This window comes from Streptomyces sp. NPDC037126, from assembly GCF_055605965.1.
This window is the reverse complement of sequence record NZ_JBVJTD010000012.1, coordinates 30,164-55,482: the sequence shown is the minus strand read 5'-3', so window position 1 is coordinate 55,482 and position 25,319 is coordinate 30,164. Positions and strand designations below refer to the sequence as shown.

Genomic DNA, 25,319 nt, shown 5'->3' with positions numbered 1-25,319 from the left:
TGCTGCGACGCGGGTACCCCCGAGGCCGTGCCGGATGCCCGGAACGAGGTCGGGGCCTCTACGACGGCCAGTCCGAGCGGCCGCGCGGCACGCCGGCCACACCGAGGCCGGCCACATCCGGAAGGCCGCCCGGAGGGTCACTCCGCCCACCCTGAAGGCCGCTCCATCCGCCCGGAAGGAGCCCCGCCGGGCCCCAGCCCCTCTGCCAGGACCGAGGCCGCCCTACCCAAGGCCAAGTCCGCTCCGCCGGGTCATAGCTACCCTGCCGAGGCCAAGGCCGCCCCGCCGGGCCCAGCCGCTCCGCCGAAGCCGACGCCGCCCTGCCCGGGCCTCGGCCGCCCTGCCAGCGCTACGGCGCAGGGACGGCCGGTCGGGCCGGTCGGCAGCCGGGGGTGCAGACCCAGAGCCGGAACAGCAGCCCCCGGTGCCGCAGTTCGCACAGCACCCGGCCGCTCGCTCCCAGCGGCTCGGCGCAGACGGCGCAGTCCAGGGCCATCTGCTGGCGGGGGCGGAGCCGGGCGACGTCGGGGAGGAGCGGGTGCGCCGTGCCGGGGCCGTTCATCGGGCGCCCCTGGGCCGGGGCGGGGCGGCTCCGGGCCGGGCGGAGACCGGTGGGGCTAACGGTTCTCGTCCCGCGCCGGCATGTGGCCGTATGGCCGGAGCATCGTGGATGGACCCGTGGCCGCCGACCGGACCTGCCTGAACTGGTGTGCGGGAATGCGTCATTGATGTGATGCCTTCGGCGTCGCCGGCGTCGCTTCCTCGCGTCAACGGCGCGGCTGGGGACGGTCGGTCGGTCGTTTGCGGTCCTTCTGCGGGTGGGCGCCCCTCGCCGGCTGCTTGCCGGTCCGCGGCCCTTGCCCGCTCGTCGCCTCTTCGGCGGCCCCCTCGGGAGACTGCACCCGATGGCGCGGCATCGACCTCCGGGGCGGCCTGGTGAGGGTGATCTGCCGCACCACCTGCTGGAAGCAGGTCAGTGACGCGAAGGTCGGCAGGGCGGCGGTCGCGGCGCTGATGACGTTCCGCGGCGCCTGCGCGGCACAGAGCGTCATGGCGATGGCGGAGAAGGCCAGGAGGACGGACCAGGAGTGGAAGGCCCGGCGCCGGTACAGCGCCGCCCGGACGATGGACAGCGACGCCACCAGCCAGGGGCCGAAGACCAGCAGCGGCCACCAGGCGACCACGCTGCTGTGCGCGCGCGACGCCGCGACGAACCGCAGCGGGTCGTAGGCGATCAGGCCGCCGAAGGTGCTCACGGCGGACGCGATGACCGTCGCCAGCGCGGCGATGACATAGCTGGCGACGCGGATCCTGCTCGGGCGCTGCCGTTTCCTGACCTTGCGATGGCCGCGGGGCGCGGTCCTCACCGGCGCCAGCTCGGCGGTGAGTTCCACCAGGGCTTCGCGCGGGGTCTTCGTGCCCGGCAGGTCCGGGGCGTCGGGAGGGCCCGGGGCGACCGGAGCGCCCGGACCGGCGAGGTAGTCCTCGAAGTGGTCCTCATGACGTGCCGCCGGAATCTTCGGCTGCTGCTCGATGGCGTCGCGCAGCATGTAGGCCAGCTCTTCCGCGGGATCCCAGCTGGAGTCCGGGGGGACCAGGGGCGGTGAGAAGTCGTCGGCGGGCGCTCGGTGCCGCCCCCCGCCGCCCTGGTGGCCGTCCGGATATCCCTCCGGATACTCGACGGGGAAATCGGGATAATACCCGTACTCAGGAGACATGGGACGGTTCGATCATTCCGCCGATGCGCAACCGAATGCGATCCCCGAACTGACCCACCCTCTGGAAATACATCCCTCCCAGTAGGTGATCGCGTCCATGAACTGCTGGAGGATGTCCTCGGTCACCTCGAGCGTGACGGGAAGTCCACCCTTCATCAGGACTCCCTTTGTGGTATCCATGCCGGTCGCTGCAGGCAGGTAGGTGTAGGAACCCAGCCGCACGGGAGGACGCCCAGCAGTCGAGCAGGACGAATCTGGACCCGATCCCAGCAACCGCCCCGTCATTACCTTCGTCATGTTGTAACTAACGCCGCCATCCGGCGGCGGGTGCGCCGCGAACGGGTGAATAATTACTAACAATATCCGGCTCAATTATTGGCCACCTGGAGAAAATGGAAGAAAAGTTAATCCGAAGGGATGGGCCGCGGGACGGGCACCCGGCCGGCGCGACACACCCGGCGGACCGGAGTTCACTTCATTGCATGAGCGAGGGCAGGAAGACGTCCCGCCGGCGCACGCGCATGCTCCTGCGCCACGCCGACCAGCAGTGGCGTACCGCCACCCGCCGCTTCGAGGAGACCGGGCCCGGCCGGCTGTGGGGGCGGCTCTCGGCGGTGGACTTCTTCGGGCACTCCTTCCAGCTGGCCGCGCTCGCACTGCTGTGCTTCTTCCCCTTCCTGATCATCATCTCGGCGGCGGCGGGCCGGAACGCGGCCGTGGTCGTCGCCGGCTGGCTGGGGCTGAACCAGCAGGCCGCACAGGCCGTGGCGACGCTGTTCGCGCCGACGACGAACTCGTACCCCCTCACCGCGACGAGCGCCGTCCTGCTCCTGCTCGGGGCCGTGGCCGTGGCCGGCACCCTCCAGAGCTGGTACCGGATGCTGTTCGGCGTCCTTGTGAGCGGCTGGCGGAGCACCGCCTCCCAGCTCACCTGGCTCGCCGGGCTGTTCTCCTACGCGGCCGTGCAGGCCGCGCTCGGCAGGGCGGTCGGCGGGTGGCTGCTCCCCTGCCTGGTCGGCTTCTTCTGGGCCGTCGCCTTCTGGTGGGGAAGCATGTACGTGCTGCTCGCGGGAATCGTGCCGTGGCGCGTCCTCCTCCCCCCGGCCCTGGTCACCAGCGTGTGCTGGATCGGACTCGGGGCGTTCTCGGCCCGCTACTTCTCCGGGGCGATCGTGGCGAACGAGCAGAAGTACGGCCCCATCGGCGTCGTCATGGTCATCCTGTCGTGGCTGGTGGCGGTCGGCGTGGTGATCCATCTGGGAGCGATCGCGGGCCGCGTGCTGAGCCGGGCGGACAGTCGTACCGGGGCCGCGCCGCCGGAGGCCCCCGGACGCCCACCGGGACCGGGCGGCGACGAGAGATGAACGGGCGGCGGCCCCGGAGCGTGCAGCATGAAATCACATGACCTTCCGCAAAGGAGATTTCGATATCCGCGGGGTAGGGCGGTGCGAAATCGAGGCGATTCGCATGGGGTTCACCATGGGAATGCAAATTTCCGGCACGGAGTCGCCCGATACGGCCGGTCAGACAGGTGGAGAGGAGCCGGAAATACCTCGCGGACACGAAGTCGAATAGCTGCCGCCGAGTGAATCCGGGCGCCCGGTGGGTGGCGGCGGCCGGATGGGCGGGAAGGACTTCGGCGTACCGGACCAGCGACGGCGGAGAGCACCCGTATGCCGAAGTTCCTCATCCAGGCCAGCTACACGCCCGAGGGCGCCAAGGGCCTGCTCGCGGAGGGCGCGAGCGGCCGCCGCGCCGCCGTCGAGCAGGTCGTCGCGGGACTCGGCGGGACGGTCGAGGCCATGTACTACGGCTTCGGGGAGGACGACTTCGTGTGCATCCTCGACTTCCCCGACCCCGTGTCCATGGCCGCCGTCAGCCTCACGGTCAAGGCGAGCGGGGCGCTCCGCACCCGGGCCACTCCCCTGCTCACGGTCGAGGAGATCGACGAGGCCGCACGCCGGAAGGTCGCCTTCCGCGCTCCCGGCGCGTGAACGGGTGAGGGCCCGGCCCGGTCAGAGCAGGCCGAGGTCGCCGAGTTCCTTGTGCAGGTCGGCCCGTGGGTCCGCGGCGGAGCCCCCGGCGCCGCCGGACGCGGGCGGAGCGCCGGTCCGGGGGCGGCGGTCACGGAACAGCCAGGCCCCGGCCAGGCCCCCGGCGAGCCCGCCGAGGTGCGCGAGCCAGCTCACTCCCGGCGTGCCGGGCACGGCCACGGTGAGGAGGTAGGCGAAGGAGGCGCCCATGACGACGCCGAGCAGCGTGTCGATCAGGTGGCGGTCGAAGAGCCCGCGTACGACGACGTAGCCGAAGTAGCCGAAGATCAGGCCGCTGGCGCCGACCGTCTCCACGTCGCCCCGTTCGAGGAACCACACCGCGAGGCCGCTGGTCACCGCGATCAGCAGGGTCAGGCCGAGGAAGCGCGCCACGCCCCGGTAGGCGGCGAGGAAGCCGAAGACGAACAGCGGTCCGGAGTTGCTCTCGATGTGGGCCCAGCTCCAGTGCAGCAGCGGCGCGACGAGGATGTCCGGCAGCGTGCCGACGTCCCCGGACGTCACGCCGTGGTCCCGTGAAAGCGCGTAGTGGTCGGCGAAGTTGACCAGTTGCAGCAGCCAGACGGTCGCGAGGAAGCCGAACATCACGAAGAACGCCTTGCGCGCCTCCGCGATCATCTGTTCCGGACCGGTCGACGCGACGACGGCCCGGTCCCCGTCAGACCTGCTCATGGCACGTTCTCCTCCCCCTGTGGAACGCACCTGTGGAACGCGTCCGCACCACGGCGCACTGTATTGCCGCGGTACCGCGCGCGCACCCTACCGCGCAGGGGGAGGCCGGACGGCGCGCGTCGCCTTCTTTACGGATCCCTGACGTACCGTGCGCATCCAGCCAGCCCGGCCGGGTGTCCTCCTCGGTGTCCGGACCCCGGACGGAGACGTGTTGGAGATAAGGAGTGCCATGACAGGCACCGTCGTCGCAGTGGTGGTCGTGATCCTGCTCGCGCTGCTCGTGCTGAGGAGCGGCATGCGGGTCATCAACCAGGTGGAGCGCGGGGTCGTGTTCCGGTGGGGGAAGGCGCTGCCGGGTCACCGGGAGCCGGGCATCACCTTCCTGATCCCGTTCGCCGACCGGATGCGCAAGGTGAACGTGCAGACGATGACGATGCCCGTGCCGACCCAGGAGGGCATCACCAGGGACAACGTGTCGGTGAAGGTCGACGCGGTCGTCTACTTCCGGGTGGTCGACCCGGTGCGCGCGGCCATCGAGGTGCAGGACTACGTCTTCGCGGTCGGCCAGGTCGCCCAGTCGTCCCTGCGGTCCGTCATCGGCAAGAGCGACCTGGACGACCTGCTGAGCGACCGGGAGCGGCTGCACGAGGGTCTGGCCCTGATGATCGACAGCCCGGCCGCCGAGTGGGGCGTCCACGTCGATCGCGTCGAGATCAAGGACGTCCAGCTGCCCGAGTCGCTGAAGCGGTCCATGTCGCGGCAGGCCGAGGCGGAGCGGGAGCGGCGGGCCCGCGTCATCACCGCCGACGGCGAGTTCCAGGCCGCGCAGCAGCTCGCCAACGCCTCCAGGATCATGTCGGACTCGCCGGAGGCGATGCAGCTGCGGCTGCTGCAGACGGTCGTCGAGGTCGCCGCAGAGAAGAACTCCACGCTCGTCATGCCGTTCCCCGTCGAGCTGCTGCGCTACTTCGACCGGGCCGTGCAGAAGATCGACGCCGACCTCACGCCTCGGCAGCCGGCTCCGGCCGGGCCGCAGCAGACTCCGGCCGGGGCCGAGCAGGCTCCGGTGCCCGTCCCGCCGGTCCAGGTTCCGGCGCAGGAGAGCGGCGACCAGCACTAGCCAGGGCGAGCGTCACACACACCGAGCCCGCCGCCATCACCGTCATCCCGGCGGCGGGCGAGGTGAGTTGGGCCACCGCGCCGGCCAGGGACGCGCTCACCCCCTGCATGGTCAGCATGCCGGACGAGTGCAGGCCGAGGGCCTGGCCGGCGAGTTCGCCGGGGGTCAGGTCCATCAGCCGCTCCTGCTGCACGAGGCTCGCGCCGAAGCCCACGGAGGCGACCGTCACGCACACCGCCGCCACCGGCAGCGGCGGGTGCGCGCCGAACAGCAGGTACGGCGCCGCCAGCAGCAGCAACAGGGGCGTGGCCAGCCGGCGGCGCACCCCGGCCGGGAGCAGCCGGCCCACCGTCACGTCCCCGGCGAACATCCCGAACGCCCCGCAGGCGAACAGGGTGCCGGCTGCATGCGGGGCGTAGGACACGTACAGGGACTCGCAGCCGACGACCATGCCGTTGGGCAGCCACAGGCCCAGGTAGGTGAGGCGGCGCGGGCGGGACGACCACAGCAGGGCGTTGGTCCGCCAGGTCGCCGACGGGGAGGGGCGGCCCTCGCTCCGGGGCGCTCGGGCGGTCAGGCCGAGGCGCAGAACGAGCGCGGCCGCCAGGTACAGGGCCGCCGACAGCAGCAGGCAGACGCGCGCGGGGAGCGCGGCCAGCAGCGCGCCGCCGGTGGCGAATCCGGCGATCTGCGTGAGCCCGCCCATCATGTTGAACAGCGAACGCCCGGGCAGGTAGCCCTCCTTGGCGAGGACCTCGTTCAGCAGGCCCCAGCGGACCCCGCCGCCGAGGGAGGCCACGAGCCCCAGCACGAGGAGCAGGGCGAAGACCGCGCCGACCGGCAGTCCGGGCACCGCCTGGAGTGCCGTGCCGGCCGCGAAGGCCAGCGCGATCGCGGACAGGGCGGTGCGCGGCGGCAGCCGGTCGGCGCCGGAGAGCAGGAAGGTCGCGCCGAGCACCTGGGTGAGCGACGGGCCGAACATGCTCACCGCCGACAGCAGCGGGGATCCGGTGGCCCGGTAGACGAGGGTGCCGAGGGCGAGGCCGCCCACGGTCTGGGCGGCCGTCTGGGCGGCGGACCCGAGGAAGAGGGGCGTGAACTCCGGGGTGCGGAACTGGGACCGGTAGCTGGGCATGCCCGGAGTCTCGGGCGGGGCGGGCAGGGGCCGATATTGTTTCGCCGGGGTGCGAAAGGCCGTACGGCCGTGAGGGGGTGCCGGGGTGGGGTGGTGGCAGCTCAACGCGGACACCCTGGCCCGCAGCCGCTTCGTCGTCTCCCCGTTCGCCGAGACCTTCGCGAGCCTGCGGCTGCTGCATGTGGGGGACGCCGCGCATCCCGGTGAGCGGGAGTGGCTGCGCGCCCATCTGCCGGCCTACCGGGGGTGGCTGGCGGACGACCCCGTGACGGCGCGGCTGGTACGGGCCGGGCTCGGCCGGGAGTGGATCGCCGACTTCCTGACGCCCACACCCCGGGACGGCGAGCGGTTCGCCGACGCGGTCGCCAGGGTGCGGGCGACCGGCCCGGACGCGGCCCGCGCCCATCTGCGGACCTCCCTCGCCGGTCCGCTCCCGGCCGGGCTCGACCGGGACGACCTGCCCGAGCGGGCGGCCGTACTCCTGGAGCGGGTGTGGGAGGAGACCGTACGGCCGTCCTGGGAGCGGCGCCGGCGGGTGCTGGAGGCGGACGTGGTCGCGCGGACCGCGCAGGTGAGCCGGGGCGGCTGGGCGAGCGCGCTCGACGCCCTGCGGCCCGGGCGGACCCGCTGGCTCGGCGGGAACCGGCTGCAGATCAACCTCCACGAGTACCCGCCCCGCGAGATCTCCGGGGCCGAACTGGTCTTCGTGCCGGTGACCGTGCAGCGGGCCGGCTGGGTGGCCTGGGAGGACGGGCTGCGGTACGCGGCGGTCTACCCGTGCGCCGGCGCCCTCGCCGACCCGGCGGGCCGGCCCGTCCCGTCCGCCCTGGGCGCCCTGCTCGGCCCGGTCAGGGCCAGGATCCTGGTCCTCCTCGACTCCCCGCTGAGCACCACCCAGCTGACCGTCCTGACCGGCCGGCCCCTGGGCTCGGTGGGCCGCCATCTGAAGGTCCTCAGGGAGGCGGGCCTGGTGGACCGCGGGCGAGCGGGACGATCGGTGCTGTACGCCCGGACGGCTGCGGGGGACGTCCTGATCGGCGCGCCCGGCGGAGCGCATAGCATCCGATCCATGACAACTGCTGACCACAACGTGCTGAATGTCGAGATCGGGGCCCTCACCGGCGGCTCCGCGAACCTTGCCCAGTACGCCGGCAAGGCCGTGCTCATCGTGAACGTGGCCTCCAAGTGCGGCCTGACGCCGCAGTACACGGGCCTGGAGAAGCTCCAGGAGCGGTACGGCGACCAGGGCTTCACCGTCCTCGGCGTGCCCTGCAACCAGTTCCTCGGGCAGGAGCCCGGCACCGCCGAGGAGATCGCCGAGTTCTGCTCGGCGACGTACGGCGTGACCTTCCCGCTGACCGAGAAGGTCGAGGTGAACGGCGAGGGCCGGCACCCGCTGTACGAGCGGCTCGTCGGCCTCGCGGACGCCGAGGGGCACAGCGGGGACATCCGCTGGAACTTCGAGAAGTTCCTGATCGGCCGGGACGGCCGGGTCGTCGCCCGGTTCTCGCCGCAGACCGAGCCGGAGTCGGCCGAGGTCGTGGCGGCCGTCGAGGCCCAGCTCGGCTGACCGCCGGGCGGGGCTTGACCTTGTCCCTGGGGCAGGGACGAACGTCCTCCTCGCCGGGCGGAACGGGTCCGCCCGGTGACGGAGGATGGCATCGTGAACGAGGAGCTGCTGACCATCGGCGCCTTCGCCGCGCGGGCCCGCCTGTCGGCCAAGGCCCTGCGGCTGTACGACCGGCTCGGACTGCTGGTCCCGGCCCATGTCGACGAGGCGAGCGGCTACCGCTACTACCACGCGGGCCAGACCGAGCGCGCCCGCCTGGTGGCCCTGCTGCGGCAGCTGGACATGCCGCTCGCCCGGATCGCCGAGGTGGTCGGGGCCGAGGGCGCCGAGGCGGCCGAACGGCTCGCCCGCTACTGGGCGGACGTGGAGGCCCGGGTGGCCGGGCAGCGGACCCTCGCCGAGTACCTCCGTGGACGACTGTCGGGGAGGAGCTCCGAGATGTACGAGAAGTTCGCGATCGAAACCGTGGACGTGCCGGCGCAGGTCGTGATCACCGAGTCGCGGCACACGCTGGCGGGCGAGCTGCCCGCGTGGATCGGCGCGTCGCTGGGCCGGCTGGAGGCGGCCGCCCGGGAGTGCGGCGGGGTGACCGGGGCGCCGTTCGTGGTCTACCACGCCGAGGTGTCGATGGAGAGCGACGGGCCCGCCGAGTCCTGTGTCCCGGTGGCCGACGAGGCGGCGGCCCGCGCGTGGGCCGAACGCCACGGCCGTACCTGGGAGACCTCGGTCCGGGTGGAGCCGGCGGCACGGCTGGCCTACACCCGCATCACCAAGGCGCAGGTGGCCCATCCGCAGATCCTCGCCGCGTTCGAGGCGGTGGAGCAGTGGATGGCCCGGGAGGGGCTGGAGATGGCTGGACCTTGCCGGGAGGTCTACTTCGCGGACTGGGAGGCGGCGGGGGCCGGGGACCCGGTGTGCGACGTGGCGTTCCCGGTGCGGTAGCCGGGCGCGGCCGAGCCCTCTCGGCAAGGACGGCGTCTGGTCGAGAGGGCTCTTCTGGCGGTGCTTGTGCAGTTGTCGTCGGACGGGTGGTCCGCGGTCGTCCGACGGTCAGGCGGACGAGGGGCGGGGGAGAACCCCTTACGCCTTGACCGAGGCCACGAAGGCGTTCCACGCGCCGGCGGGGAAGGCCAGGACGGGGCCCTCGGTGACCTTGGAGTCGCGGACGGCGAGTTCGGCGGCGGTGGGCGACTTGACCTCGACGCAGGCGCCGTTGCCCGCGGAATAGGAAGACTTCATCCACGTCTCCGAAGCGCCCTGAATCAGTGCCATGTCCACTCCTGTTGCGAGTTGCGGTAGTGCGGTTCACGCCAACCTTGTCGTCTGATTGGCGTGATCGACGCTACCGGGCAACCGCCCCCGCCGGAGTAGCCGTTCACTCAACCGGATGGCATATTCCAGATGGGACTTCCACGGGAGCGCACCCACGGTGTACGATCGCGCGCCCTCTGTGTCGAATGCTCATTCCGCGTAGTCTTTCGCCACTCTGTCGATGAATTGCCGGGAAGCTTCCACATTGAGGGACTGCGCCCGCAGATGCTCGTACATCACGGCGTACTTCTGCACGTCCTGGGCCTTCTCCAGATAGAGGTCGCTGGTCACGCCCTCCAGGTAGACCACGCTGGAGTCGGCCGCGTCGGCGAACTCCAGGATCGCGTACTGGCCGTTGAGCCCCGGGTGCGCACCCACTTCGAACGGCAGCACCTGGACGGTGACGTGCGGCAGCTGGGACATCTCGATCAGGTGCTCCAACTGCTCCCGCATCACCAGCTTGCTGCCCACCTCCCGGCGCAGCGCCGCCTCGTCCAGCACGACCCACAGCCGGAGCGGGTTGTGGCCCGCGGTGATACGTTCCTGTCGGCGCATGCGCACCTGGACGCGCTTCTCGATCTCCGCGGTGGACGTCTCGGGCAACGCGCCCTGCACCAGAGCCTCGGCGTAGGCGCGGGTCTGCAACAGTCCGGTGACCAGCTGGGGTTCGTACACCCGCAGCGACTCGGCGTCGGTCTCCAGGCCGATGTACACGCTGTACGGGATGTCGCCGAAGGTGTGCCACCACCCCTGCTGCCGCGAGTCCCGGGCCATCTCCATCAGCGAGTCGACGATCCGCTGGTCCTCGACCTCGTAGACTCCGCACAGGTCGCGCACGTCGCGCTGGCTGATGCTCCGCCGGCCGTTCTCCAGGCGGCTGATCTTCGACTGCGACACGAGCAGCCGCTCGGCCACTTCCTCGGCCGTCATGCCCTTGAGCTCGCGGAGCCTGCGCAGCTCCTGGCCCAGCCGGCGCCGCCTGACGGTGGGATTGACATTGGACGCCACGGGACGTGCACCTCCGGCTGCCTGCCTGTTGCTTAACACTTTCCGTATCTGCTGTTCAGCAGACTGCCACCAAGGTGCTTTCTACCGCTGGGAAATGGTGGATATGCGGCGCGTACGCGTCAGTTCGCCGGAACGCGCCACCCGAGAGCGCGTTCCGGACGCAGTCGAGCGGTGCGGTGAGACCGACGGGGTCTCACCGCACCGCTCGGACCAGCGGCTCCCGAACCGGTTCCGTGGGGACCGGCGTTGTGACTCAGTGGGCCACGGCGCGCGCCATGGAGCCACGGCGCGGCTGCATCGGCACACCGCGCGCGGGTTCGGCGGCGGGCCGGCCTCCGGGCGCGGGCTGCCGGCCGGCCGCGGCCGGGCCGCGGCGCGGCTGCGCGACCGCGCCGTTCTGCACGTCCATGACGGCGTGCGCGACGAGCCCGCCCATAGGATCGTGCCGGATCAGGTCCCGCAGCCGGGACCGCGAGGACCTGCCCTCGTTGCCCGGGTACAGGTGCTTGCCGAGCCCGACGGCGTGCGCCAGGGCGGCGAGCGCCGCGGTCCGCGGGTCCGGCGGTACGCCGGTGCGGATCGCGGAGTCCAGCCGGGAACGGATCTCCCGGCTGATGGCGGTGTCCGTCGCCTGGTACCGCGTCGTCGGCAGCACCCCGCACATCTGTCCCGGCACCGCGGCGACCATGCCGCACCGCTCCAGATGCGAGAGGTAGATCTGGCGCAGCCCCAGCCGGGGTCCGCCGATCCAGTGGACGGCCCGCACGGGAGCGCCACGCCTTCGCAGCAACTCCAACGCGCAGTCCAGTGTTGGATCTCCTGTGGGCCGTGGCACCACCACGGCGATACGATCCCCGTCTGGGGCTATCCGTCCGGCCAGCGCCAGCTCCACTAGCTGCGCTCCGGCCAGACCGAGGTCGAGCGACTGCGGCTGCGCAGTGGTACCCGTGGCCGGGTCCAGTGCGAGCAGCAGAAGCTCCTCCGGAATTGTTCTGCGGCTCCTGCCCATCCATGCCTCCCCGCGTGGATGAATGACAGGGTGACCCCTCTCACATTGGTCTGTCGAGGGCGCGTGACCGGTTCGTAAGGGAACCGGTAGGTATGTCGTTCTCGTCTTTCGCGAGGGGCAAGCCCTCACACAGGACACTGGTACATGGTTCGGACAGGGCGCGCGCGTGGGCGTGCGGCGCATGGAGGAGGCATCGGTGGCGGGCGAGTCCCCCGACAAGTCGAAGCAGCGCGAGTCGTCGGCGGAACCGACGTCGGGGAGCGGGGGTTCGGTTCCCGAGGCGCGTGATCCGCGGCTCGCGGTGTCCCGCGAAAAGGATTCCCCGGGCGGCGTGGACACCGCGACGAAGATCCTCTCCATGCGGGACGCCGAGAAGCCGGCGGACGGCGGGGACCGGGCCGACGGCGGCTCCGACACCCCGGACGAGGACACCGCCCTCCGCAAGGCCGTCTCGGCCTGGGTCCGCGGAGCCGACGCGACTGCAAAGAAGACGGCGCCGACGGAACAGTCCGAGGACGCCGACCCCGAGGAGCCGGTGGAGGACGCGACGCCCAAGGCTGACGCCGACGCCGAGAACGCCGCGGACACGAAGGCCGACGCGGAGAGCGGCGCGGACTCCAAGGCGGGTGCGGACGCGGACGAGACGGCCGGGGCAGACGCCGAGCCGGAGGGCGATGCGAGCACCGAGGCGGCCGCGACGAACGACGCGGACGCGAAGGCGGAACCCAAGGCCGACGCCGACTCGAAGGCCGACGCCGACGTGAAGTCGGACGCGAGCACTGACGCCGAGTCCGACGCGGGCTCGGCGCAGGGCGCGGAGGCCGAGGCCGAGACCGACGCGGACACCGGGACCGGCGCGGGCGCGAAGACGGACGCCGACACTGACGCCAAGACCGGCGCGGGCGCGAAGGCCGACGCGAGCGCTGACGCCAAGGCCGATGCCGACGCGAGGACTGACGCCGACTCGAAGACTGACGCGGACGCGGACGCCGAGACCGGTGCCGACGCGAAGGCCGACGCCGGCTCGAAGGCCGACGCGGACGCCAAGGCCGACGCCGGTTCCAAGGCGGACGCGGACGCCGAAGGCGACGCGGACGCCGAAGGCGACGCCGACGCCGACGCGAAGGCCGACGCCCGTTCCAAGGCGGACGCGGGCGCGAAGGCCGGTGCGGACAAGGTTGTCGGGGCCGGTGAATTCGGCGCCGAGGCAGGGGCGGACGGTGACGAGCCGGAGGCCGCCGACGGCGAGGAGGACCCGCAGGGGCCACCCGCACCCCACGACGAGACCAGCACGAGTGGTGCGGATGGGGACGACGACGCCGACGACGGAGCCGAGGCGGGGGTCGATCAGCCGACCACCGTCTTCAAGGCCCTCCGCCCCAAGGCGCCGCAGGTCGACCAGCCCACGACCATGCTCAAGCTCGGCACTCCCAAGGCCCCCAAGGCTCCCGAGGCCCCCGAGTCGGACCCCGAGCGCACGAGCAGGTTCGTCGCGCTCAAGAACGACATGAAGCCGGCGCCGACGCCCCCGGACGTCACCGCCGCCGTCCCCCAGGTCGGCCCCGAGCGCACCACCCAGCAGCCCCTGCCCCCGAAGCCGCCGCTGGACCTGCTGGCGGAGCTGACGAACACGCCCCCGCCCCCGCAGACCCCGGTCCGCACGATCGTGCGCCGGGTCAAGATCTGGACCCCTCTGGTCCTGCTCCTGGTGATCGTCTTCGCGGTCGTGCAGACGTTCCGTCCGCTCCCCCAGCCCACCCTCGGCCTCACCGCGAAGGACTCGTACACCTTCGCCGGCGGCAAGGTGGACATCCCGTGGCCGTCCCAGGGGCAGGCCGCTCTCGACGTCCAGGGCATCGGCACCTTCGGCTCCTCCGGCGACCAGAAGCCCGTGCCGATCGCGAGCGTCGCCAAGGTCATGACGGCGTACATCATCCTGCACGACCACCCGCTGGCGAGCGGCGCCGCCGGCCCCAAGATAAAGATCGACAAGACCGCCGAGCAGCAGTCGGACGCGGGTCAGGAGTCCACGGTCCACGTCACCGCCGGTGACTCGATCACCCAGCGCGAGGCGCTGGAGAGCATCCTCATCGCCTCCGCCAACAACATCGCCCGGCTGCTGGCCCGCTGGGACGAGGGCTCGGAGAAGGCGTTCGTGGCGAAGATGAACACCACCGCCAAGGACCTCGGCATGACGAACACCACGTACACCGACCCCTCCGGTCTGACGAACACCACCGTCAGCACGGCCGTGGACCAGGTGAAGCTGGCCAAGGCCGCGATGACCCTGCCCGCCTTCCGCGAGGTCGCGGCGATGATGTCGTACAACGACTACAAGGGGGCCTACCACTCCAACTGGAACCACCTGGTCGGCCACAACAACGTCGTCGGCATCAAGACCGGCACCACCACCTCCGCCCTCGGCAACCTCGTCTTCGCGGCGAAGCAGCAGGTGGGCAGCGAGACCCGGACCGTCGTCGGCGCCGTGATCCGCCAGCCCGCCGACCCCTCCGACCACTCCATCCTCACGGGGGCGCTGAACGCCGCGGACAAGCTGATCCGCGCCGGTCAGGCCGCGCTGAAGCCGGCGACGATCCTGAAGCAGGGCGATGTCGTCGGGTACGTGGACGACGGCCTCGGCGGCCGCACCCCGGTGGTGGCCACCAAGGACGTCACGGCGGCCGGCTGGTCCGGTCTGAAGGTGAAGCTGTCCTTCGCCCCCGACGCGGTGCCGCACATCGCGAAGGCCGGCACCAAGGTCGGCACGCTCACCGTGGGTGACGGTTCGGCCGGTGCCGTGAGCGTTCCGGTGGCCCTGGAGAAGGATCTGGCCAAGCCCGGCTTCGCCGCGAAGCTCACGCGGCTGGGCTGATCGCACCGCTCCCGCCCCCTCCACGCACCCCGCCCACGGCGCCCCGCCCGGGAGCCCTGTGGCGGGGTGCGTGCTAGCGTCACGAATCGGGGCAGGTCGCCGGTCACGGGACAGGGCCGCGAACTGTACGGGAAACGGCCGGGAACACCGAGGGACGCGGCCGAGAACAGAAGACGGGACACGGGGAGTGCCTTCAGGTGGCCACAGCGGAGCCGACACGCGCCGACGACACCGAACCGGGCCCGGGATCCGGCCCGCGAATACGCCTGTCCGCGGCTGACACCGGCGGTACGGACGGTACGGACGGTCATCACGACAGCCGTGACGGCCGTGACAGCCGTGCCGCCCGCGCGGAGTCGGACGGGACCGGCACCCTCGCGCGTCTCCTCACCGCCGCCGAGCCCCTGCGGCGGCGGGTGCTCGTGCACCCCGTGCTGTCGTTCACCGCGCTCGCGGGCGTCCTGCACATCCTCTGGTTCTTCACGTTCGCGAACAGTGGCGGCGATCTCGCGGCGCAGGACGCCTGGGCCGAGTTCGTCGGCCGGCACCCGGACTCGGCGTACAACCTCGCCTGGTACGGGGGCATGCACCCGGTGTCGTACAGCGTGGTGTCGCCGTACCTGATGGCCGTCCTCGGCGTCCGTACGACGATGATGATCGCCGGAACGGTGTCGGCGGGCCTGCTCACCCTGGTCCTGATCCGCAGCCGGGCGGTGCGCAACCCCCTGTGGGCGTCCCTCGCCGGTGTCCTCGCGTTCCTGTGCAACGCGATCTCGGGTCGGGTGACCTTCGGGCTCGGCACGATGTTCGCGCTCGGCGCGGTCGCGGCCGTGTTCTGCTGGCCGTACCGGTGGCGGCACAAACGCTGGGCCAAGGCGGCGGTGGCCGCGCCGCTGGCCGGGCTGTCCACCATGGCCTCCCCCGTCTCGGGACTGTTCGTGGGCCTGGTGGCGGTCGCGTTGTTCCTGCAGAAGCGGCGGCCGGGAGCCTGGGCGCTGGGGCTCGCCCCGACGGTGGTCGTCGCCGCCTCGTACTTCCTCTTCCCGTTCTCCGGCACCCAGCCGATGACGATCGGCTCGGTGATACTGCCGCTGGCGTACGGGCTGCTGTGCTTCTACCTGGTGCCCAGGGAGTGGGTGACCGTCCGGCTCACGGCGGCCGTCTACAGCGTCGGCGTCGTCCTGGTCTGGCTGATCAACTCCCAGATCGGGTCGAACATCTCCCGGCTGCCGATGCTGTTCGCGGGTGCGACCCTGATCGCGGCGCTGCCGTTCAGCACGCCGAAGTCGCGCCGGTGGTACGCGACCGTGGTGGCGTTCCTGGGCTTCGTCGGCTGGATCGGCTTCAAGTCGGTGGACGACATCATCCACACGACCCCGGCCGCCTCCTGGGCCCGTGAGCTGGCCCCGCTGGTCAACCAGTTGCAGAAGGCCGGCGCCGAGAAGGGCCGCGTCGAGGTGGTCCCGGCGCGTTCGCACCGAGAGGCCTCGGCGCTGGCGCCGTACGTCAACCTGGCGCGCGGCTGGAACCGGCAGGCCGACATGGAGCGCAACCCGCTCTTCTACGACGACACGCTCAACTCGGCGAACTACCACGAGTGGCTCCAGCGGTGGGCCGTGCACTTCGTCGTCCTGCCCAGGGACAACCCGGACGGGGACGGCGGCGAGCGGGAGCGGGAGCTGCTCCGGCGCGGGATGCCGTATCTGACGCAGGTCTGGGGCGACGCCAACTGGCAGCTGTTCAGGGTCACCGACCCGACGCCGCTGGCCGAACCCGACGCCGTGGTGGACCGGGCCGATCAGGGCGAGATGACGCTGGACGTGCGCCGGGCCGGGCGGATCCTGATCCGGATCCCGTACTCGCCGTGGCTGAGCGTCGTCGACGAGCACGGCAAGAGCCTGAAGCCGCCGCAGCCGGTCCCGTCCGCTTCGTCCGGTGCGCCGAAGAAGTACCGGAACGTCAACGGGTGCCTCATGCCCACGCAGGAGGACACGGACGGGGACAAGTGGACGGTGCTGCTCGCCCCGAAGTCGGGCACGTACCGGCTGGCCGCGCCGTACCAGCTGCCCCGCGGAACGCCGTGCCCCGACGAGCTGAAGTGAGGGCTCAGGTCCCGCGCAGTTCGGTGACGTACCGGTCCGTGCCCGGTACCGTCGGGACGAACGGCGCCACCAGCTCCACCCGGCCCAGCCCCGAGCCCGAGACGTCCGCGTCCAGCCCCGTGAAGTGCGGCTCCCAGCACTCCCGCGGGTCCGCCTCCAGGAACCACAGCAGGGTGACCCGGGTGTCCACGCCCTCCACCTGCTTGACGTAGGTCATGCGGTCGCCGGGCAGGGGCGTGGGCCGGAAGACCGTGACCATGGCCGCCGGGGAGCCCGCGAGGCGGCGGGGCAGGTGCCGGGCGGCCAGCCACTCCAGCAGCTCGGCCCGCTGCTGCGGGGAGTCGGCGTCGATCACTTGCAGGACCAGCCCGGTGTACGGGTGGTCCAGGGCGTGGAAGTCCCTCGGGCCCGCGGCGCCGTCCCGGTAGACCGTGGTCTCGTGGTCCTGGAAGGCCGTGAAGACGTGGGTGCGGTCCTGGTAGACGCGGGCGTCCCGGTTCAGGCGCCGGTTGATGGCGACCGTCCACCTCATGTGGTCGCCGTAGCGGCCGGCGGTGATCCAGTACGTGGAGAGGTAGCAGCCGGTGGTGACCGGCTGGGCGACGGCCGACTTCTCCGGGTAGCGCAGGAGCTGCAGCTCGCGGGTCGCGACCCAGCGGCGGCCCGCGTACATCCAGGGCATGGCCATGGCGCCGGCGTAGTAGTGGTCGTCCTCGTACCAACGGTTGTACGCGTACTCGTGGCCGGGATGCGGCTCGACCATGGTGATCAGGGCGTGGCCGGGGCGGACGCCGTACGGGCCGACGGCGGCCAGTTCGGTGTACCGCTCGCTGTGGGTGTCCTCGCTCATGCGGCTCCCCTTCCGTCCTCCTGCGGTCGCCCATACTCTGACGCCCCGTCAGATGAAGCGCCATACCAGGGAGGCACCGATGTCGTTGCTCACCGGCAGGACCGTGGTCGTCTCGGGGGTCGGGGCCGGGCTCGGCCACCAGGTCGCGGCGGCCGTCGTGAAGGACGGCGGGAACGCGGTGCTCGGGGCGCGCACCGAGGAGAACCTCGCCAAGAGCGCGGCCGAGATCGACCCGCGGGGCGGGCGCACCGCCTACCGGGCGACGGACATCACCGACGAGGGGCAGTGCGAGCGGCTCGCCGCGCTGGCGCGGGAGCGGTTCGGCGGGATCGACGCCGTGGTGCACGTGGCGGCCTGGGACTCGTACTTCGGTGGAATCGAGGACGCGGACTTCGCGACCTGGCAGTCGGTCGTCGACGTGAACCTGCTCGGGACCCTGCGGATGACCCGGGCCTGTCTGCCGGCACTGAAGGAGGGCGGTGGCGGTTCGGTGGTGTTCGTCGGGACCCAGTCGGCCGTCGCCGCGCCCTCGCAGGTGCGGCAGGCGGCGTACGCGGCCTCGAAGGGGGCGCTGACCAGCGCGATGTACTCGCTGGCGCGGGAGCTCGGGCCGTACCGGGTGCGCGTCAACACGGTGCTGCCGGGCTGGATGTGGGGGCCGCCGGTGCAGGCGTACGTGCGGTTCACCGCCCAGACGGAGGGGGTGCCGGAGGCCGAGGTGCTGGCGCGGCTGACCGAGCGGATGGCGTTGCCGGAGCTGGCCACCGACGGGGACGTGGCGGACGCGGCGGTGTTCCTGTGCTCGGACCGGGCGCGGGCCGTCACCGGGCAGTCCTTGCTGGTCAACGCGGGTGAGCTGATGCGCTGACCGAACTCGGCCCACTCGCCGAGTGGTTCACATCGATGAACGGTGGTCATCCAGGCGAACATCTTTACCGTGACTTGACCTAGCGGTCGCTTGTCGTGTTCATGTACGCAGACCCACGATCGGGCACATGAACAGTCTCGACTGGGCCGTACGCGTCGGCTACTTCGGTGTGATGGTCGCGATCGGCGTCTGGTCGCACAGGCGCGTGGACGACGTCTCCGACTTCTTCACGGCCGGCGGCCGGATGCCCTGGCGGCTCTCCGGCATCTCGCACCACGGGACGCCGCGGCGGCCGTGCCGGCGCCTTCCGGTGCCGGGGACGACCTGGTGGGAGCGCCGTAGGGGCCCCGCCGGAGTCGGGTTCGCGCGGTTCCCCGCGCTCCGTGCGGGGCTCAGGCCCGTGGGTACCTCGCCAGCCAGCCCGGCGACGAGCCGGCCGGGCCGTGCAGGGCGGGGCCCTGGGTCATCTCCATCGAGAAGTCGTCGGCCAGTTCCAGGACCGTGGGGCGGCCCTCCAGTTCGGCCAGCCAGGCCGGGGGGAGGGCCGTCTCGCCGTGCAGGGCGCCGAGCAGGCCCCCGGTGAGGGCGCCGGCCGCGGCCGAAGGGCCGCTCTGGTTCACCGCCAGGCACAGCCCGTGCCGCACGTCCTCCCCCACCAGCGCGCAGTACACGGAGGCGGCCAGCAGCCCGTCCGCCGTGCCGTCCCCGGCCAGCTCCTCCACCCGCGAGGGGCCGGGCATCCCCTGCCGCACCGCGCCGAGGGCGTGCTGCAGGGCGTCGGAGACGGGCTGGTGGCCGGGACGGGCGGCGAGCAGGGCGAGGGCCCGCTGCACCGCGCCGTCGAGGCTCTCCCCGCGGGCCAGGCCGTGCACGATCACGGCGTACGCGCCCGCCGACAGATAGGCGATGGGATGCCCGTGGGTCTGGGCGGCGCACTCCACCGCCAGCTGGATGACGAGCTGCGGCTCCCAGCCGACGAGCAGCCCGAAGGGCGCCGAGCGGGCGACGGCCTCCGGCCCCAGCTCTCCCGGGTTCTTCGGGGTCTCCAGCGTGCCCATGGTCTCGTCGCCGAACCCGGCGAGCAGCGCCCGGCTCGGGTCGCGGCGGGCGTAGAGCCACTCCTCGCGGGCCAGCCAGCCGTCGTCCTTGCGGCGTTCGTCCGGGCCCCAGTCCCGCTGGGTGGCCGCCCACCGCAGATAGGCGCGGTGCAGATCGGTGGGCGGGTGCCAGGCGCCGGTGTCGCGGCGCACCTGGGCCCGGATCAGCCCGTCCACGGTGAACAGGGTCAGCTGGGTGTGGTGGGTGACCGTGCCGCGCCTCCCCTGCCCGAAGGCCAGGTCGAGAAGCCCCTCCGGGCCGTACGCGGCGCGGATCTCCTCCAGGGACAGCGGGTCGGCCGGACCGCCCAGCGCGTCGCCGACGGCGGACCCGAGGAGGGTGCCGCGCACCCTGCTGCGGAAGTCCTGCTGCTCGGCACGGCCCCAGACGGGGCCGGCTGTCGCACTCATCGTGACCTCCTCACGGCACCGTCCGCCCGTACGACGTTCAGCACTGTAATCGACCAGGAACGGGCCGTTCAGATGGGCAAACCATCATCCAGCGGTCATTTCCGCCCACCTCCCCTGGAGGTCACGGCCCACGTCCGCGCCCGCCTCGGCGTGGGCAAGGTCGTCCTCCTCGCCAACAGCTTCGGCACCGTCGTGGGCCTCCGGCTGGCCCGCAACCACCCGGAGCTGTACTCGGCGTACGTCGGCACGGACCAGAACATCGTGGGCGGCGGGGACGCCTCCGCCCACGAGGCGCTGCTGGGCCGCCTCGCGAAGGCGGGCAGGAAGAAGCAGCTGGCGCGGATGACGGCCCTGGGTCCGGACCGGACCTCCTGGTCGGCGCACGAGTGGGCGCAGTACGCGAAGACCGTGGTCACGACCGACCCGCTGACCTACGACACCATGAAGACGGTGATCGTCCGCTCCCTGTGGTTCTCGCCCGCGCACACCCTGCGCGACCTGCGTTCGTACCTGAAGGCGCAGGCCTTCTCGGAGCAGCTGGGCCCCCAGGCGACGTCCATCGACGAGTACGCGGAGGGCACCGACTTCCGCCTCCCCTTCTCGTCTTCCAGGGCGACAGCGACGTGCTGACCCCGCCGGAGCCGGCCCGCCGCTTCCACGAGGCGGTCACCGCCCCGGTGAAGGGCTTCGCGCTCGTCCCGGGGGCGAGCCACTTCGCGGCCTTCCGCCACCCGGACCTCTTCCTGGGGCCTGCTGCTGACCGGGGTGCGGCCGGTGGTGACGCGGTAGCCGACGGATTCTGGCTCAATGCGCATGCAGGAAGGCCGAGTTCGTCGGGGAGAATTCGGCCATGAACACCACCCCCACGCGTCACTCGAGCCTCAGACTCGCCGCCGGTGTGCTGACCGGCATACTCGCCCTCTACATCGCCCTGGTCGCCCTCGGGAACATCACGGACTTCGGGACCAACCAGCAGTTCGTGCGGCACGTACTGGCGATGGACACGACGTTCCAGGACCACGACCTGATGTGGCGGGCCATCACCGGAACCGGCCTGCAGGACACCGCCTACGTGGCGATCATCGCCTGGGAGACGGTGGCGGCCCTGGTACTGATCTGGGGGACCTGCCTCTGGGCGCGGCGCAGGGACGAGTCCGCCCGGCGCTGGTCCACCTACGGCCTGCTGATGCTGGTGCTGCTCTTCGGCGCCGGGTTCATCGCGATCGGCGGTGAGTGGTTCGCGATGTGGCAGTCGAAGACGTGGAACGGACTGGACGCGGCGACCCGGGTCTTCCTGCTCAGCGGGGTGGCGCTGATCGTCAACCAGCTGCCGGCCCGGCGCGACGACGCTATCTGACGACCGTCACCCGCGTGTTCGTGTCACCGAAGCCCCACAGCGCGGCGCCGTCCTCCTTGTGCATGCGTATGCCGCCCAGCTTCTGGCCGTTGGCCGGGGGCGGCGAGGCGCCGTCGAGGGCGTTGGAGAAGGCTATGTTCACGCCGTCGACCTTGGTGAAGTACATGACGTGCTCGATCTCGACGCCGTCCGAGCCCTTCAGGGACTGCGTGCGCAGCGTGACCGAGTAGCGGCCGGGCTGCGGGCTCACCGTGCCCGGCCACACCGTGAACGTGCGGGACGCCCTGCCGGTCGCGTCGACCAGCCACACGCGCTTCTCGCCGAGCGAGTACACGACCCGCCGGCCCGTGCCGGACGCGTCCGGCAGGGCGGGCGCGGCCGGCGCCTTCGGTGTCGCGGTCGCGTGCGCGCCCGCCGACGCCGAGGCGCTGGGCTTCGCCACGGCGGCCGCGGGATGCGACCCGTGGTCCGCCTGTACGGCGAGGAAGACGACGGCCGCGGTCGCCCCCACCGTCAGTCCGGTGACCCAGGCCCACGAGGGCAGTCCGGCAGCCACGGGTACGCATCTCCTCCGCTACGGGGCCCCGTCTCGGGCCGGGGGTCGGATCATCGTACTCAGTCCAGCACGGGCAGCAGATCCGGCAGGTGCCCGTCGGACTCCTCGGCCGCGCGCCGCCGCTCCTCGGGGACCTCGCCGTAGGTCGTGGTGCGGGGTTTCGCCGGGCGGCCTGCCGCCTCCGCCACCGCCACCAGGTCCCGTACGGACTTGTAGGAGCCGTAGGAGGACCCCGCCATGCGCGAGATCGTCTCCTCCATGAGGGTGCCGCCCAGGTCGTTCGCGCCGGAGCGGAGCATCTCCGCCGCCCCCTCGGTGCCCAGTTTGACCCAGCTCGTCTGGATGTTCGTGATGTAAGGGTGCAGCAGCAGTCGGGCCATCGCCGTCACCGCCCTGTTGTCCCGCACGGACGGGCCGGGCCGGGCGATGCCCGCCAGGTACACCGGCGCGTTGGTGTGGATGAACGGGAGCGTCACGAACTCCGTGAAGCCGCCGGTCTCGCGCTGGATGCCGGCGAGCGTGCGCAGATGGCCGAGCCAGTGGCGGGGCTGGTCGACATGGCCGTACATCATCGTGGAGGACGAGCGGATGCCCAGCTCGTGGGCCGCCTTGACCACCTCGATCCAGGTGGCCGCGGGCAGCTTGCCCTTGGTCAGCACCCAGCGGACCTCGTCGTCCAGGATCTCGGCCGCCGTACCGGGGATGGTGTCCAGGCCGGCCTCCTTGGCGGCCGACAGCCACTCGCGGACCGACATGCCGGTGCGGGTGGCGCCGTTCACCACCTCCATCGGCGAGAAGGCGTGGACGTGCATGCCGGGGACGCGTTCCTTGACCGCCCTCGCGATGTCGAAGTAGGCCGTGCCGGGCAGGTCGGGGTGGATGCCGCCCTGCATGCACACCTCCACCGCGCCCACGTCCCACGCCTGCTGGGCGCGGTCGGCCACCTGCTCCAGGGAGAGCGTGTACGCGTCGGCGTCGGTCCTGCGCTGGGCGAAGGCGCAGAAGCGGCAGCCGGTGTAGCAGACGTTGGTGAAGTTGATGTTGCGGGTGACGATGTACGTCACGTCGTCGCCGACCACCGAGCGGCGCACGTCGTCGGCCACCCGGCACAGCGCGTCCAGCGCCGGGCCGTCCGCGTGCAGCAGGGCGAGGGCCTCGGCGTCGGTCAGCCGGGTGGGGTCGTCGGCCGCCGTGCGCAGTGCCTGGCGGACGTCGGTGTCGATGCGCTCCGGAGCCATGCCGGGGACGGCCGCCTCGCGCAGGGCCTCCCAGTCGCCGTACACCTCGTCGAAGTCGTCGCGCCGGTCGGCGCTGCGGCCGTCGGTGTCGATCGTGCGGTGCAGGTCGGTGCGGCCGCTCGGCACGAAGGCCTCCTCCGGCTCCTGCCACGGGCGGCCCTCGACGGCCGCGTCCGGGAGGGCGAGGCCCGTGTCCGGGTCGGCCAGCGCGCTCACGTGCGGGCGCAGCCGCGGGTCCAGCCACGGCTCACCGCGCGTCACGAACTCCGGGTAGACACAGAGGCGTTCCCGCAACCGGAAGCCGGCCGCCGCGGACCTCGCCGCCAGCTCCTCGATCTGCGGCCAGGGGCGTTCGGGGTTGACGTGGTCGATGGTCAGGGGCGACACCCCGCCCCAGTCGTCGATGCCGGCGCCGATCAGCCGCTCGTACTCGGAGTCGACCAGGTTCGGCGGGGCCTGGAGGCAGGCGCTCGGGCCCATGATGTGCCGGGCGACGGCCACCGTGGCGACCAGGTCGTCGAGTTCGGCGTCCGGCATGCCGCGCATCGCCGTGTCCGGTTTGGCGCGGAAGTTCTGGACGATCAGCTCCTGGATGCCGTGGTAGGCCCGGGAGACCTTGCGCAGGGCGAACAGGGACTCCGCGCGCTCCTCGTACGTCTCGCCGATGCCCATCAGCAGGCCGGAGGTGAAGGGGACCGAGGAGCGGCCCGCGTCCTCCAACACCCTGAGCCGGACGGCCGGTTCCTTGTCCGGGGAGCCGTGGTGCGGGCCGCCCGGCTCGGACCACAGGCGGGTCGCGGTCGTCTCCAGCATCATGCCCATGCTGGGCGCCACGGGCTTCAGCCGCTGGAAGTCCGTCCACGTCATCACGCCCGGGTTGAGGTGGGGCAGCAGGCCCGTCTCCTCCAGGATGCGGATGGAGACGGCGCGGACGTAGGCGATGGTGTCGTCGTAGCCGTGCGCGTCCAGCCACTCGCGCGCCTCGGGCCAGCGGTCCTCGGGCTTGTCGCCGAGGGTGATCAGGGCTTCCTTGCAGCCGAGGGCGGCGCCCTTGCGGGCGATGTCCAGGACCTCGTCCGGGGACATGAACATCCCGTGCCCGGCGCGGCGCAGCTTGCCCGGGACGGTGACGAAGGTGCAGTAGTGGCACTTGTCCCGGCACAGCCGGGTGAGGGGGACGAAGACGCTCTTCGAGTAGGTGATGACACCGGGCCTGCCCGCCGCCTCCAGGCCGGCGTCCCGCACCCGCGCGGCGGACGCGGCGAGGTCGGTCAGGGCCTCGCCGCGGGCCTGGAGCAGCACCGCCGCCTCGGCGACGTCGAGGGCGACGCCGTCCCTGGCACGTTTGAGGGCGCGACGCATGGAGTTCTCGGTCGGGCCGGTTCCGGAGGTCGCGGAAGTCGTCATCCTCTGAGCATACGTAGGGACTCCGGCGCTCCGGCGGGGCCAGGGGGGGCGTGCGGTGCGCGGGCCGGACGGGTCCGGCTACAGGTACGCGGCGTACTCGTCCAGCGTCCGCAGCACCTCCCGCTCCCCGGCCGACGGCAGCTGCACCACCGTCTCCTCGATGCCCAGTTCGGCGTAGTGGGCGAGCTTGCCGGGGCTGGGCAGGACGGCGTACGGGACCACCTGGAGGGCGGCCGGGTCGCGGCCGGCGTCCGCCCAGACGGATCGCAGCGCGGGCAGGGACTCACCGAGGCCCCGGCCGCCGATCGGCAGCCAGCCGTCGGCGAACTCGGCGATGTGCGCGAACAGTTTCGGCCCGGCGGCACCGCCGACGAGGGTGCGCGGACCGGCCACCGGCCCCCGCGGCTTCCGCACCGGCTTGGGGTGGGCGAAGCTGGCCCGCACACGGGCGAACCCGCCTTCGTAGGCGGTCGGTTCCCCGGCCCACAGCGCCTGCATCAGGCGCACCCGGTCGCGGACCAGTTCCCGCCGGGTGCGCCACCTGACCCCGTGGTCGGCGGCCTCCTCGACGTTCCAGCCGTAGCCGAGGCCGAGGGTGAGGCGGCCGCCGGAGAGGTGGTCCAGGGTGGCGATCTGCTTGGCCAGGGCGATCGGGTCGTGCTGGGCGACCAGCGTGACACCGGTGCCGAGCGCGAGCCGCTCGGTGACGGCGGCGGCCTGGCCGAGGGCGACGAAGGGGTCGAGGGTGCGGCCGTACTCGGGCGGCAGGTCGCCGCCGAGTGGGTACGGCGTGGTCCGCTCGACCGGGATGTGGGTGTGTTCGGGCAGGTAGAGCCCGGCGTAGCCGCGCTGTTCGAGTTCGCGGGCGAGACGCACGGGGGTGACGGTCTCGTCGGTGAGGAAGATCGTGACGGCGATGCGCATGGGCCATCTGTAGCGGCGGCGGGTCCAACTGTCCACGCCGACC

Annotated in this window: 23 protein-coding genes and 1 pseudogene; 11 read left to right on the top strand and 13 right to left on the bottom strand. The window is 72.1% G+C overall.

Annotated elements, in window-relative coordinates; genetic code table 11:
* Nucleotides 1-349: 349 nt before the first annotated feature.
* From ACZ7FF_RS25095 to ACZ7FF_RS25085, 3 genes are all read right to left on the bottom strand, one after another.
* Nucleotides 350-562, bottom strand: a complete 213-nt coding sequence (locus ACZ7FF_RS25095; protein WP_470814518.1) for a hypothetical protein — start codon at nt 560-562, stop codon at nt 350-352.
* Nucleotides 563-767: 205 nt separating this feature from the next.
* Complete coding sequence (locus ACZ7FF_RS25090) at nt 768-1,718, bottom strand: hypothetical protein (protein ID WP_470814517.1); 951 nt, start codon at nt 1,716-1,718, stop codon at nt 768-770.
* A 12-nt stretch (nt 1,719-1,730) separates the two neighbouring features.
* Nucleotides 1,731-2,090 (bottom strand): hypothetical protein, encoded by a 360-nt coding sequence (locus ACZ7FF_RS25085; RefSeq protein ID WP_470814516.1) that lies wholly within the window; start codon nt 2,088-2,090, stop codon nt 1,731-1,733.
* A 110-nt stretch (nt 2,091-2,200) separates the two neighbouring features.
* On the opposite strand from ACZ7FF_RS25085, the gene ACZ7FF_RS25080 reads away from it, so the two are divergent.
* On the top strand, nt 2,201-3,082 hold the full coding sequence (locus tag ACZ7FF_RS25080) for a ribonuclease BN (RefSeq protein ID WP_470814515.1): 882 nt from the start codon (nt 2,201-2,203) through the stop codon (nt 3,080-3,082).
* Between the two features lie 309 nt (nt 3,083-3,391).
* Nucleotides 3,392-3,712 (top strand): GYD domain-containing protein, encoded by a 321-nt coding sequence (locus tag ACZ7FF_RS25075; protein WP_470814514.1) that lies wholly within the window; start codon nt 3,392-3,394, stop codon nt 3,710-3,712.
* A 21-nt stretch (nt 3,713-3,733) separates the two neighbouring features.
* Here the strand turns inward: ACZ7FF_RS25075 and ACZ7FF_RS25070 are convergent, their stop codons facing one another.
* Nucleotides 3,734-4,441: a rhomboid family intramembrane serine protease gene (locus tag ACZ7FF_RS25070; RefSeq protein ID WP_470814513.1), complete on the bottom strand. Its 708-nt coding sequence runs from the start codon at nt 4,439-4,441 to the stop codon at nt 3,734-3,736.
* Between the two features lie 229 nt (nt 4,442-4,670).
* Here ACZ7FF_RS25070 and ACZ7FF_RS25065 point away from each other — a divergent pair, with 229 nt between their 5' ends.
* Nucleotides 4,671-5,561: a slipin family protein gene (locus ACZ7FF_RS25065; protein ID WP_470814512.1), complete on the top strand. Its 891-nt coding sequence runs from the start codon at nt 4,671-4,673 to the stop codon at nt 5,559-5,561.
* On the opposite strand, the gene ACZ7FF_RS25060 is transcribed toward ACZ7FF_RS25065, so the two are convergent.
* Nucleotides 5,443-6,696 carry an MFS transporter gene (locus ACZ7FF_RS25060; RefSeq protein WP_470814511.1) on the bottom strand — a complete coding sequence of 418 codons (1,254 nt, stop codon included), beginning with the start codon at nt 6,694-6,696 and terminating at the stop codon, nt 5,443-5,445. The two genes, ACZ7FF_RS25065 and ACZ7FF_RS25060, sit on opposite strands and share 119 nt — an antisense overlap.
* 85 nt (nt 6,697-6,781) lie before the next feature.
* On the opposite strand from ACZ7FF_RS25060, the pseudogene ACZ7FF_RS25055 reads away from it, so the two are divergent.
* From ACZ7FF_RS25055 to ACZ7FF_RS25045, 3 genes and pseudogenes are all read left to right on the top strand, one after another.
* A pseudogene (locus ACZ7FF_RS25055) lies at nt 6,782-7,744 on the top strand (winged helix-turn-helix domain-containing protein); the annotation flags it as partial.
* Between the two features lie 21 nt (nt 7,745-7,765).
* Complete coding sequence (locus tag ACZ7FF_RS25050) at nt 7,766-8,266, top strand: glutathione peroxidase (protein WP_470814713.1); 501 nt, start codon at nt 7,766-7,768, stop codon at nt 8,264-8,266.
* A gap of 93 nt (nt 8,267-8,359) precedes the next feature.
* A complete protein-coding gene (locus tag ACZ7FF_RS25045) occupies nt 8,360-9,208 on the top strand; it encodes a MerR family transcriptional regulator (RefSeq protein WP_470814510.1) in 849 nt (282 codons plus the stop codon).
* A 138-nt stretch (nt 9,209-9,346) separates the two neighbouring features.
* Here ACZ7FF_RS25045 and ACZ7FF_RS25040 read toward each other — a convergent pair whose 3' ends face one another.
* The 3 genes from ACZ7FF_RS25040 to ACZ7FF_RS25030 form a co-directional block, all read right to left on the bottom strand.
* The gene (locus ACZ7FF_RS25040) at nt 9,347-9,538 is read right to left on the bottom strand and encodes a DUF397 domain-containing protein (protein ID WP_365177347.1); all 192 of its coding nucleotides are present in this window, start codon (nt 9,536-9,538) and stop codon (nt 9,347-9,349) included.
* A gap of 189 nt (nt 9,539-9,727) precedes the next feature.
* Nucleotides 9,728-10,585: a helix-turn-helix domain-containing protein gene (locus ACZ7FF_RS25035; RefSeq protein ID WP_470814509.1), complete on the bottom strand. Its 858-nt coding sequence runs from the start codon at nt 10,583-10,585 to the stop codon at nt 9,728-9,730.
* Nucleotides 10,586-10,838: 253 nt separating this feature from the next.
* Nucleotides 10,839-11,594, bottom strand: a complete 756-nt coding sequence (locus ACZ7FF_RS25030; RefSeq protein WP_470814508.1) for a GOLPH3/VPS74 family protein — start codon at nt 11,592-11,594, stop codon at nt 10,839-10,841.
* Nucleotides 11,595-11,790: 196 nt separating this feature from the next.
* Between ACZ7FF_RS25030 and ACZ7FF_RS25025 the strand changes: the two genes are divergently transcribed.
* Nucleotides 11,791-14,466 (top strand): D-alanyl-D-alanine carboxypeptidase, encoded by a 2,676-nt coding sequence (locus tag ACZ7FF_RS25025; RefSeq protein WP_470814507.1) that lies wholly within the window; start codon nt 11,791-11,793, stop codon nt 14,464-14,466.
* A gap of 197 nt (nt 14,467-14,663) precedes the next feature.
* Complete coding sequence (locus ACZ7FF_RS25020) at nt 14,664-16,568, top strand: MFS transporter (protein WP_470814506.1); 1,905 nt, start codon at nt 14,664-14,666, stop codon at nt 16,566-16,568.
* Between the two features lie 4 nt (nt 16,569-16,572).
* Here ACZ7FF_RS25020 and ACZ7FF_RS25015 read toward each other — a convergent pair whose 3' ends face one another.
* Nucleotides 16,573-17,418, bottom strand: coding sequence for a hypothetical protein (locus tag ACZ7FF_RS25015; protein ID WP_470814505.1), 846 nt, complete (start codon nt 17,416-17,418; stop codon nt 16,573-16,575).
* Nucleotides 17,419-17,497: 79 nt separating this feature from the next.
* Between ACZ7FF_RS25015 and ACZ7FF_RS25010 the strand changes: the two genes are divergently transcribed.
* Complete coding sequence (locus tag ACZ7FF_RS25010; protein WP_470814504.1) at nt 17,498-18,286, top strand: SDR family oxidoreductase; 789 nt, start codon at nt 17,498-17,500, stop codon at nt 18,284-18,286.
* A 392-nt stretch (nt 18,287-18,678) separates the two neighbouring features.
* Here ACZ7FF_RS25010 and ACZ7FF_RS25005 read toward each other — a convergent pair whose 3' ends face one another.
* Nucleotides 18,679-19,794, bottom strand: coding sequence for an ADP-ribosylglycohydrolase family protein (locus ACZ7FF_RS25005; RefSeq protein ID WP_470814503.1), 1,116 nt, complete (start codon nt 19,792-19,794; stop codon nt 18,679-18,681).
* A 72-nt stretch (nt 19,795-19,866) separates the two neighbouring features.
* Here ACZ7FF_RS25005 and ACZ7FF_RS25000 point away from each other — a divergent pair, with 72 nt between their 5' ends.
* The gene (locus ACZ7FF_RS25000; RefSeq protein ID WP_470814502.1) at nt 19,867-20,424 is read left to right on the top strand and encodes an alpha/beta fold hydrolase; all 558 of its coding nucleotides are present in this window, start codon (nt 19,867-19,869) and stop codon (nt 20,422-20,424) included.
* Nucleotides 20,425-20,644: 220 nt separating this feature from the next.
* Nucleotides 20,645-21,151 (top strand): DUF2165 domain-containing protein, encoded by a 507-nt coding sequence (locus ACZ7FF_RS24995; RefSeq protein ID WP_470814501.1) that lies wholly within the window; start codon nt 20,645-20,647, stop codon nt 21,149-21,151.
* Here the strand turns inward: ACZ7FF_RS24995 and ACZ7FF_RS24990 are convergent.
* From ACZ7FF_RS24990 to ACZ7FF_RS24980, 3 genes are all read right to left on the bottom strand, one after another.
* Entirely contained in the window at nt 21,144-21,707 is a 564-nt protein-coding gene (locus tag ACZ7FF_RS24990; RefSeq protein ID WP_470814500.1) for a hypothetical protein, read from the bottom strand. The genes ACZ7FF_RS24995 and ACZ7FF_RS24990 overlap by 8 nt on opposite strands.
* 59 nt (nt 21,708-21,766) lie before the next feature.
* A complete protein-coding gene (locus ACZ7FF_RS24985) occupies nt 21,767-24,352 on the bottom strand; it encodes a bifunctional FO biosynthesis protein CofGH (RefSeq protein WP_470814499.1) in 2,586 nt (861 codons plus the stop codon).
* Nucleotides 24,353-24,430: 78 nt separating this feature from the next.
* Entirely contained in the window at nt 24,431-25,276 is an 846-nt protein-coding gene (locus tag ACZ7FF_RS24980; protein WP_470814498.1) for a TIGR03619 family F420-dependent LLM class oxidoreductase, read from the bottom strand.
* Nucleotides 25,277-25,319: the final 43 nt, after the last annotated feature.

Bases quoted from the DNA above. Each gene is read 5' to 3' on its own strand.
- ACZ7FF_RS25095 (WP_470814518.1), bottom strand. From the start codon at position 562: ATGAACGGCCCCGGCACGGCGCACCCGCTCCTCCCCGACGTCGCCCGG.
- ACZ7FF_RS25090 (WP_470814517.1), bottom strand. From the start codon at position 1,718: ATGTCTCCTGAGTACGGGTATTATCCCGATTTCCCCGTCGAGTATCCG.
- ACZ7FF_RS25080 (WP_470814515.1), top strand. From the start codon at position 2,201: ATGAGCGAGGGCAGGAAGACGTCCCGCCGGCGCACGCGCATGCTCCTG.
- ACZ7FF_RS25075 (WP_470814514.1), top strand. From the start codon at position 3,392: ATGCCGAAGTTCCTCATCCAGGCCAGCTACACGCCCGAGGGCGCCAAG.
- ACZ7FF_RS25070 (WP_470814513.1), bottom strand. From the start codon at position 4,441: ATGAGCAGGTCTGACGGGGACCGGGCCGTCGTCGCGTCGACCGGTCCG.
- ACZ7FF_RS25065 (WP_470814512.1), top strand. From the start codon at position 4,671: ATGACAGGCACCGTCGTCGCAGTGGTGGTCGTGATCCTGCTCGCGCTG.
- ACZ7FF_RS25060 (WP_470814511.1), bottom strand. From the start codon at position 6,696: ATGCCCAGCTACCGGTCCCAGTTCCGCACCCCGGAGTTCACGCCCCTC.
- ACZ7FF_RS25050 (WP_470814713.1), top strand. From the start codon at position 7,766: ATGACAACTGCTGACCACAACGTGCTGAATGTCGAGATCGGGGCCCTC.
- ACZ7FF_RS25040 (WP_365177347.1), bottom strand. From the start codon at position 9,538: ATGGCACTGATTCAGGGCGCTTCGGAGACGTGGATGAAGTCTTCCTAT.
- ACZ7FF_RS25030 (WP_470814508.1), bottom strand. From the start codon at position 11,594: ATGGGCAGGAGCCGCAGAACAATTCCGGAGGAGCTTCTGCTGCTCGCA.
- ACZ7FF_RS25015 (WP_470814505.1), bottom strand. From the start codon at position 17,418: ATGAGCGAGGACACCCACAGCGAGCGGTACACCGAACTGGCCGCCGTC.
- ACZ7FF_RS25010 (WP_470814504.1), top strand. From the start codon at position 17,498: ATGTCGTTGCTCACCGGCAGGACCGTGGTCGTCTCGGGGGTCGGGGCC.
- ACZ7FF_RS25005 (WP_470814503.1), bottom strand. From the start codon at position 19,794: ATGAGTGCGACAGCCGGCCCCGTCTGGGGCCGTGCCGAGCAGCAGGAC.
- ACZ7FF_RS25000 (WP_470814502.1), top strand. From the start codon at position 19,867: ATGGGCAAACCATCATCCAGCGGTCATTTCCGCCCACCTCCCCTGGAG.
- ACZ7FF_RS24995 (WP_470814501.1), top strand. From the start codon at position 20,645: ATGAACACCACCCCCACGCGTCACTCGAGCCTCAGACTCGCCGCCGGT.
- ACZ7FF_RS24985 (WP_470814499.1), bottom strand. From the start codon at position 24,352: ATGACGACTTCCGCGACCTCCGGAACCGGCCCGACCGAGAACTCCATG.
- ACZ7FF_RS24980 (WP_470814498.1), bottom strand. From the start codon at position 25,276: ATGCGCATCGCCGTCACGATCTTCCTCACCGACGAGACCGTCACCCCC.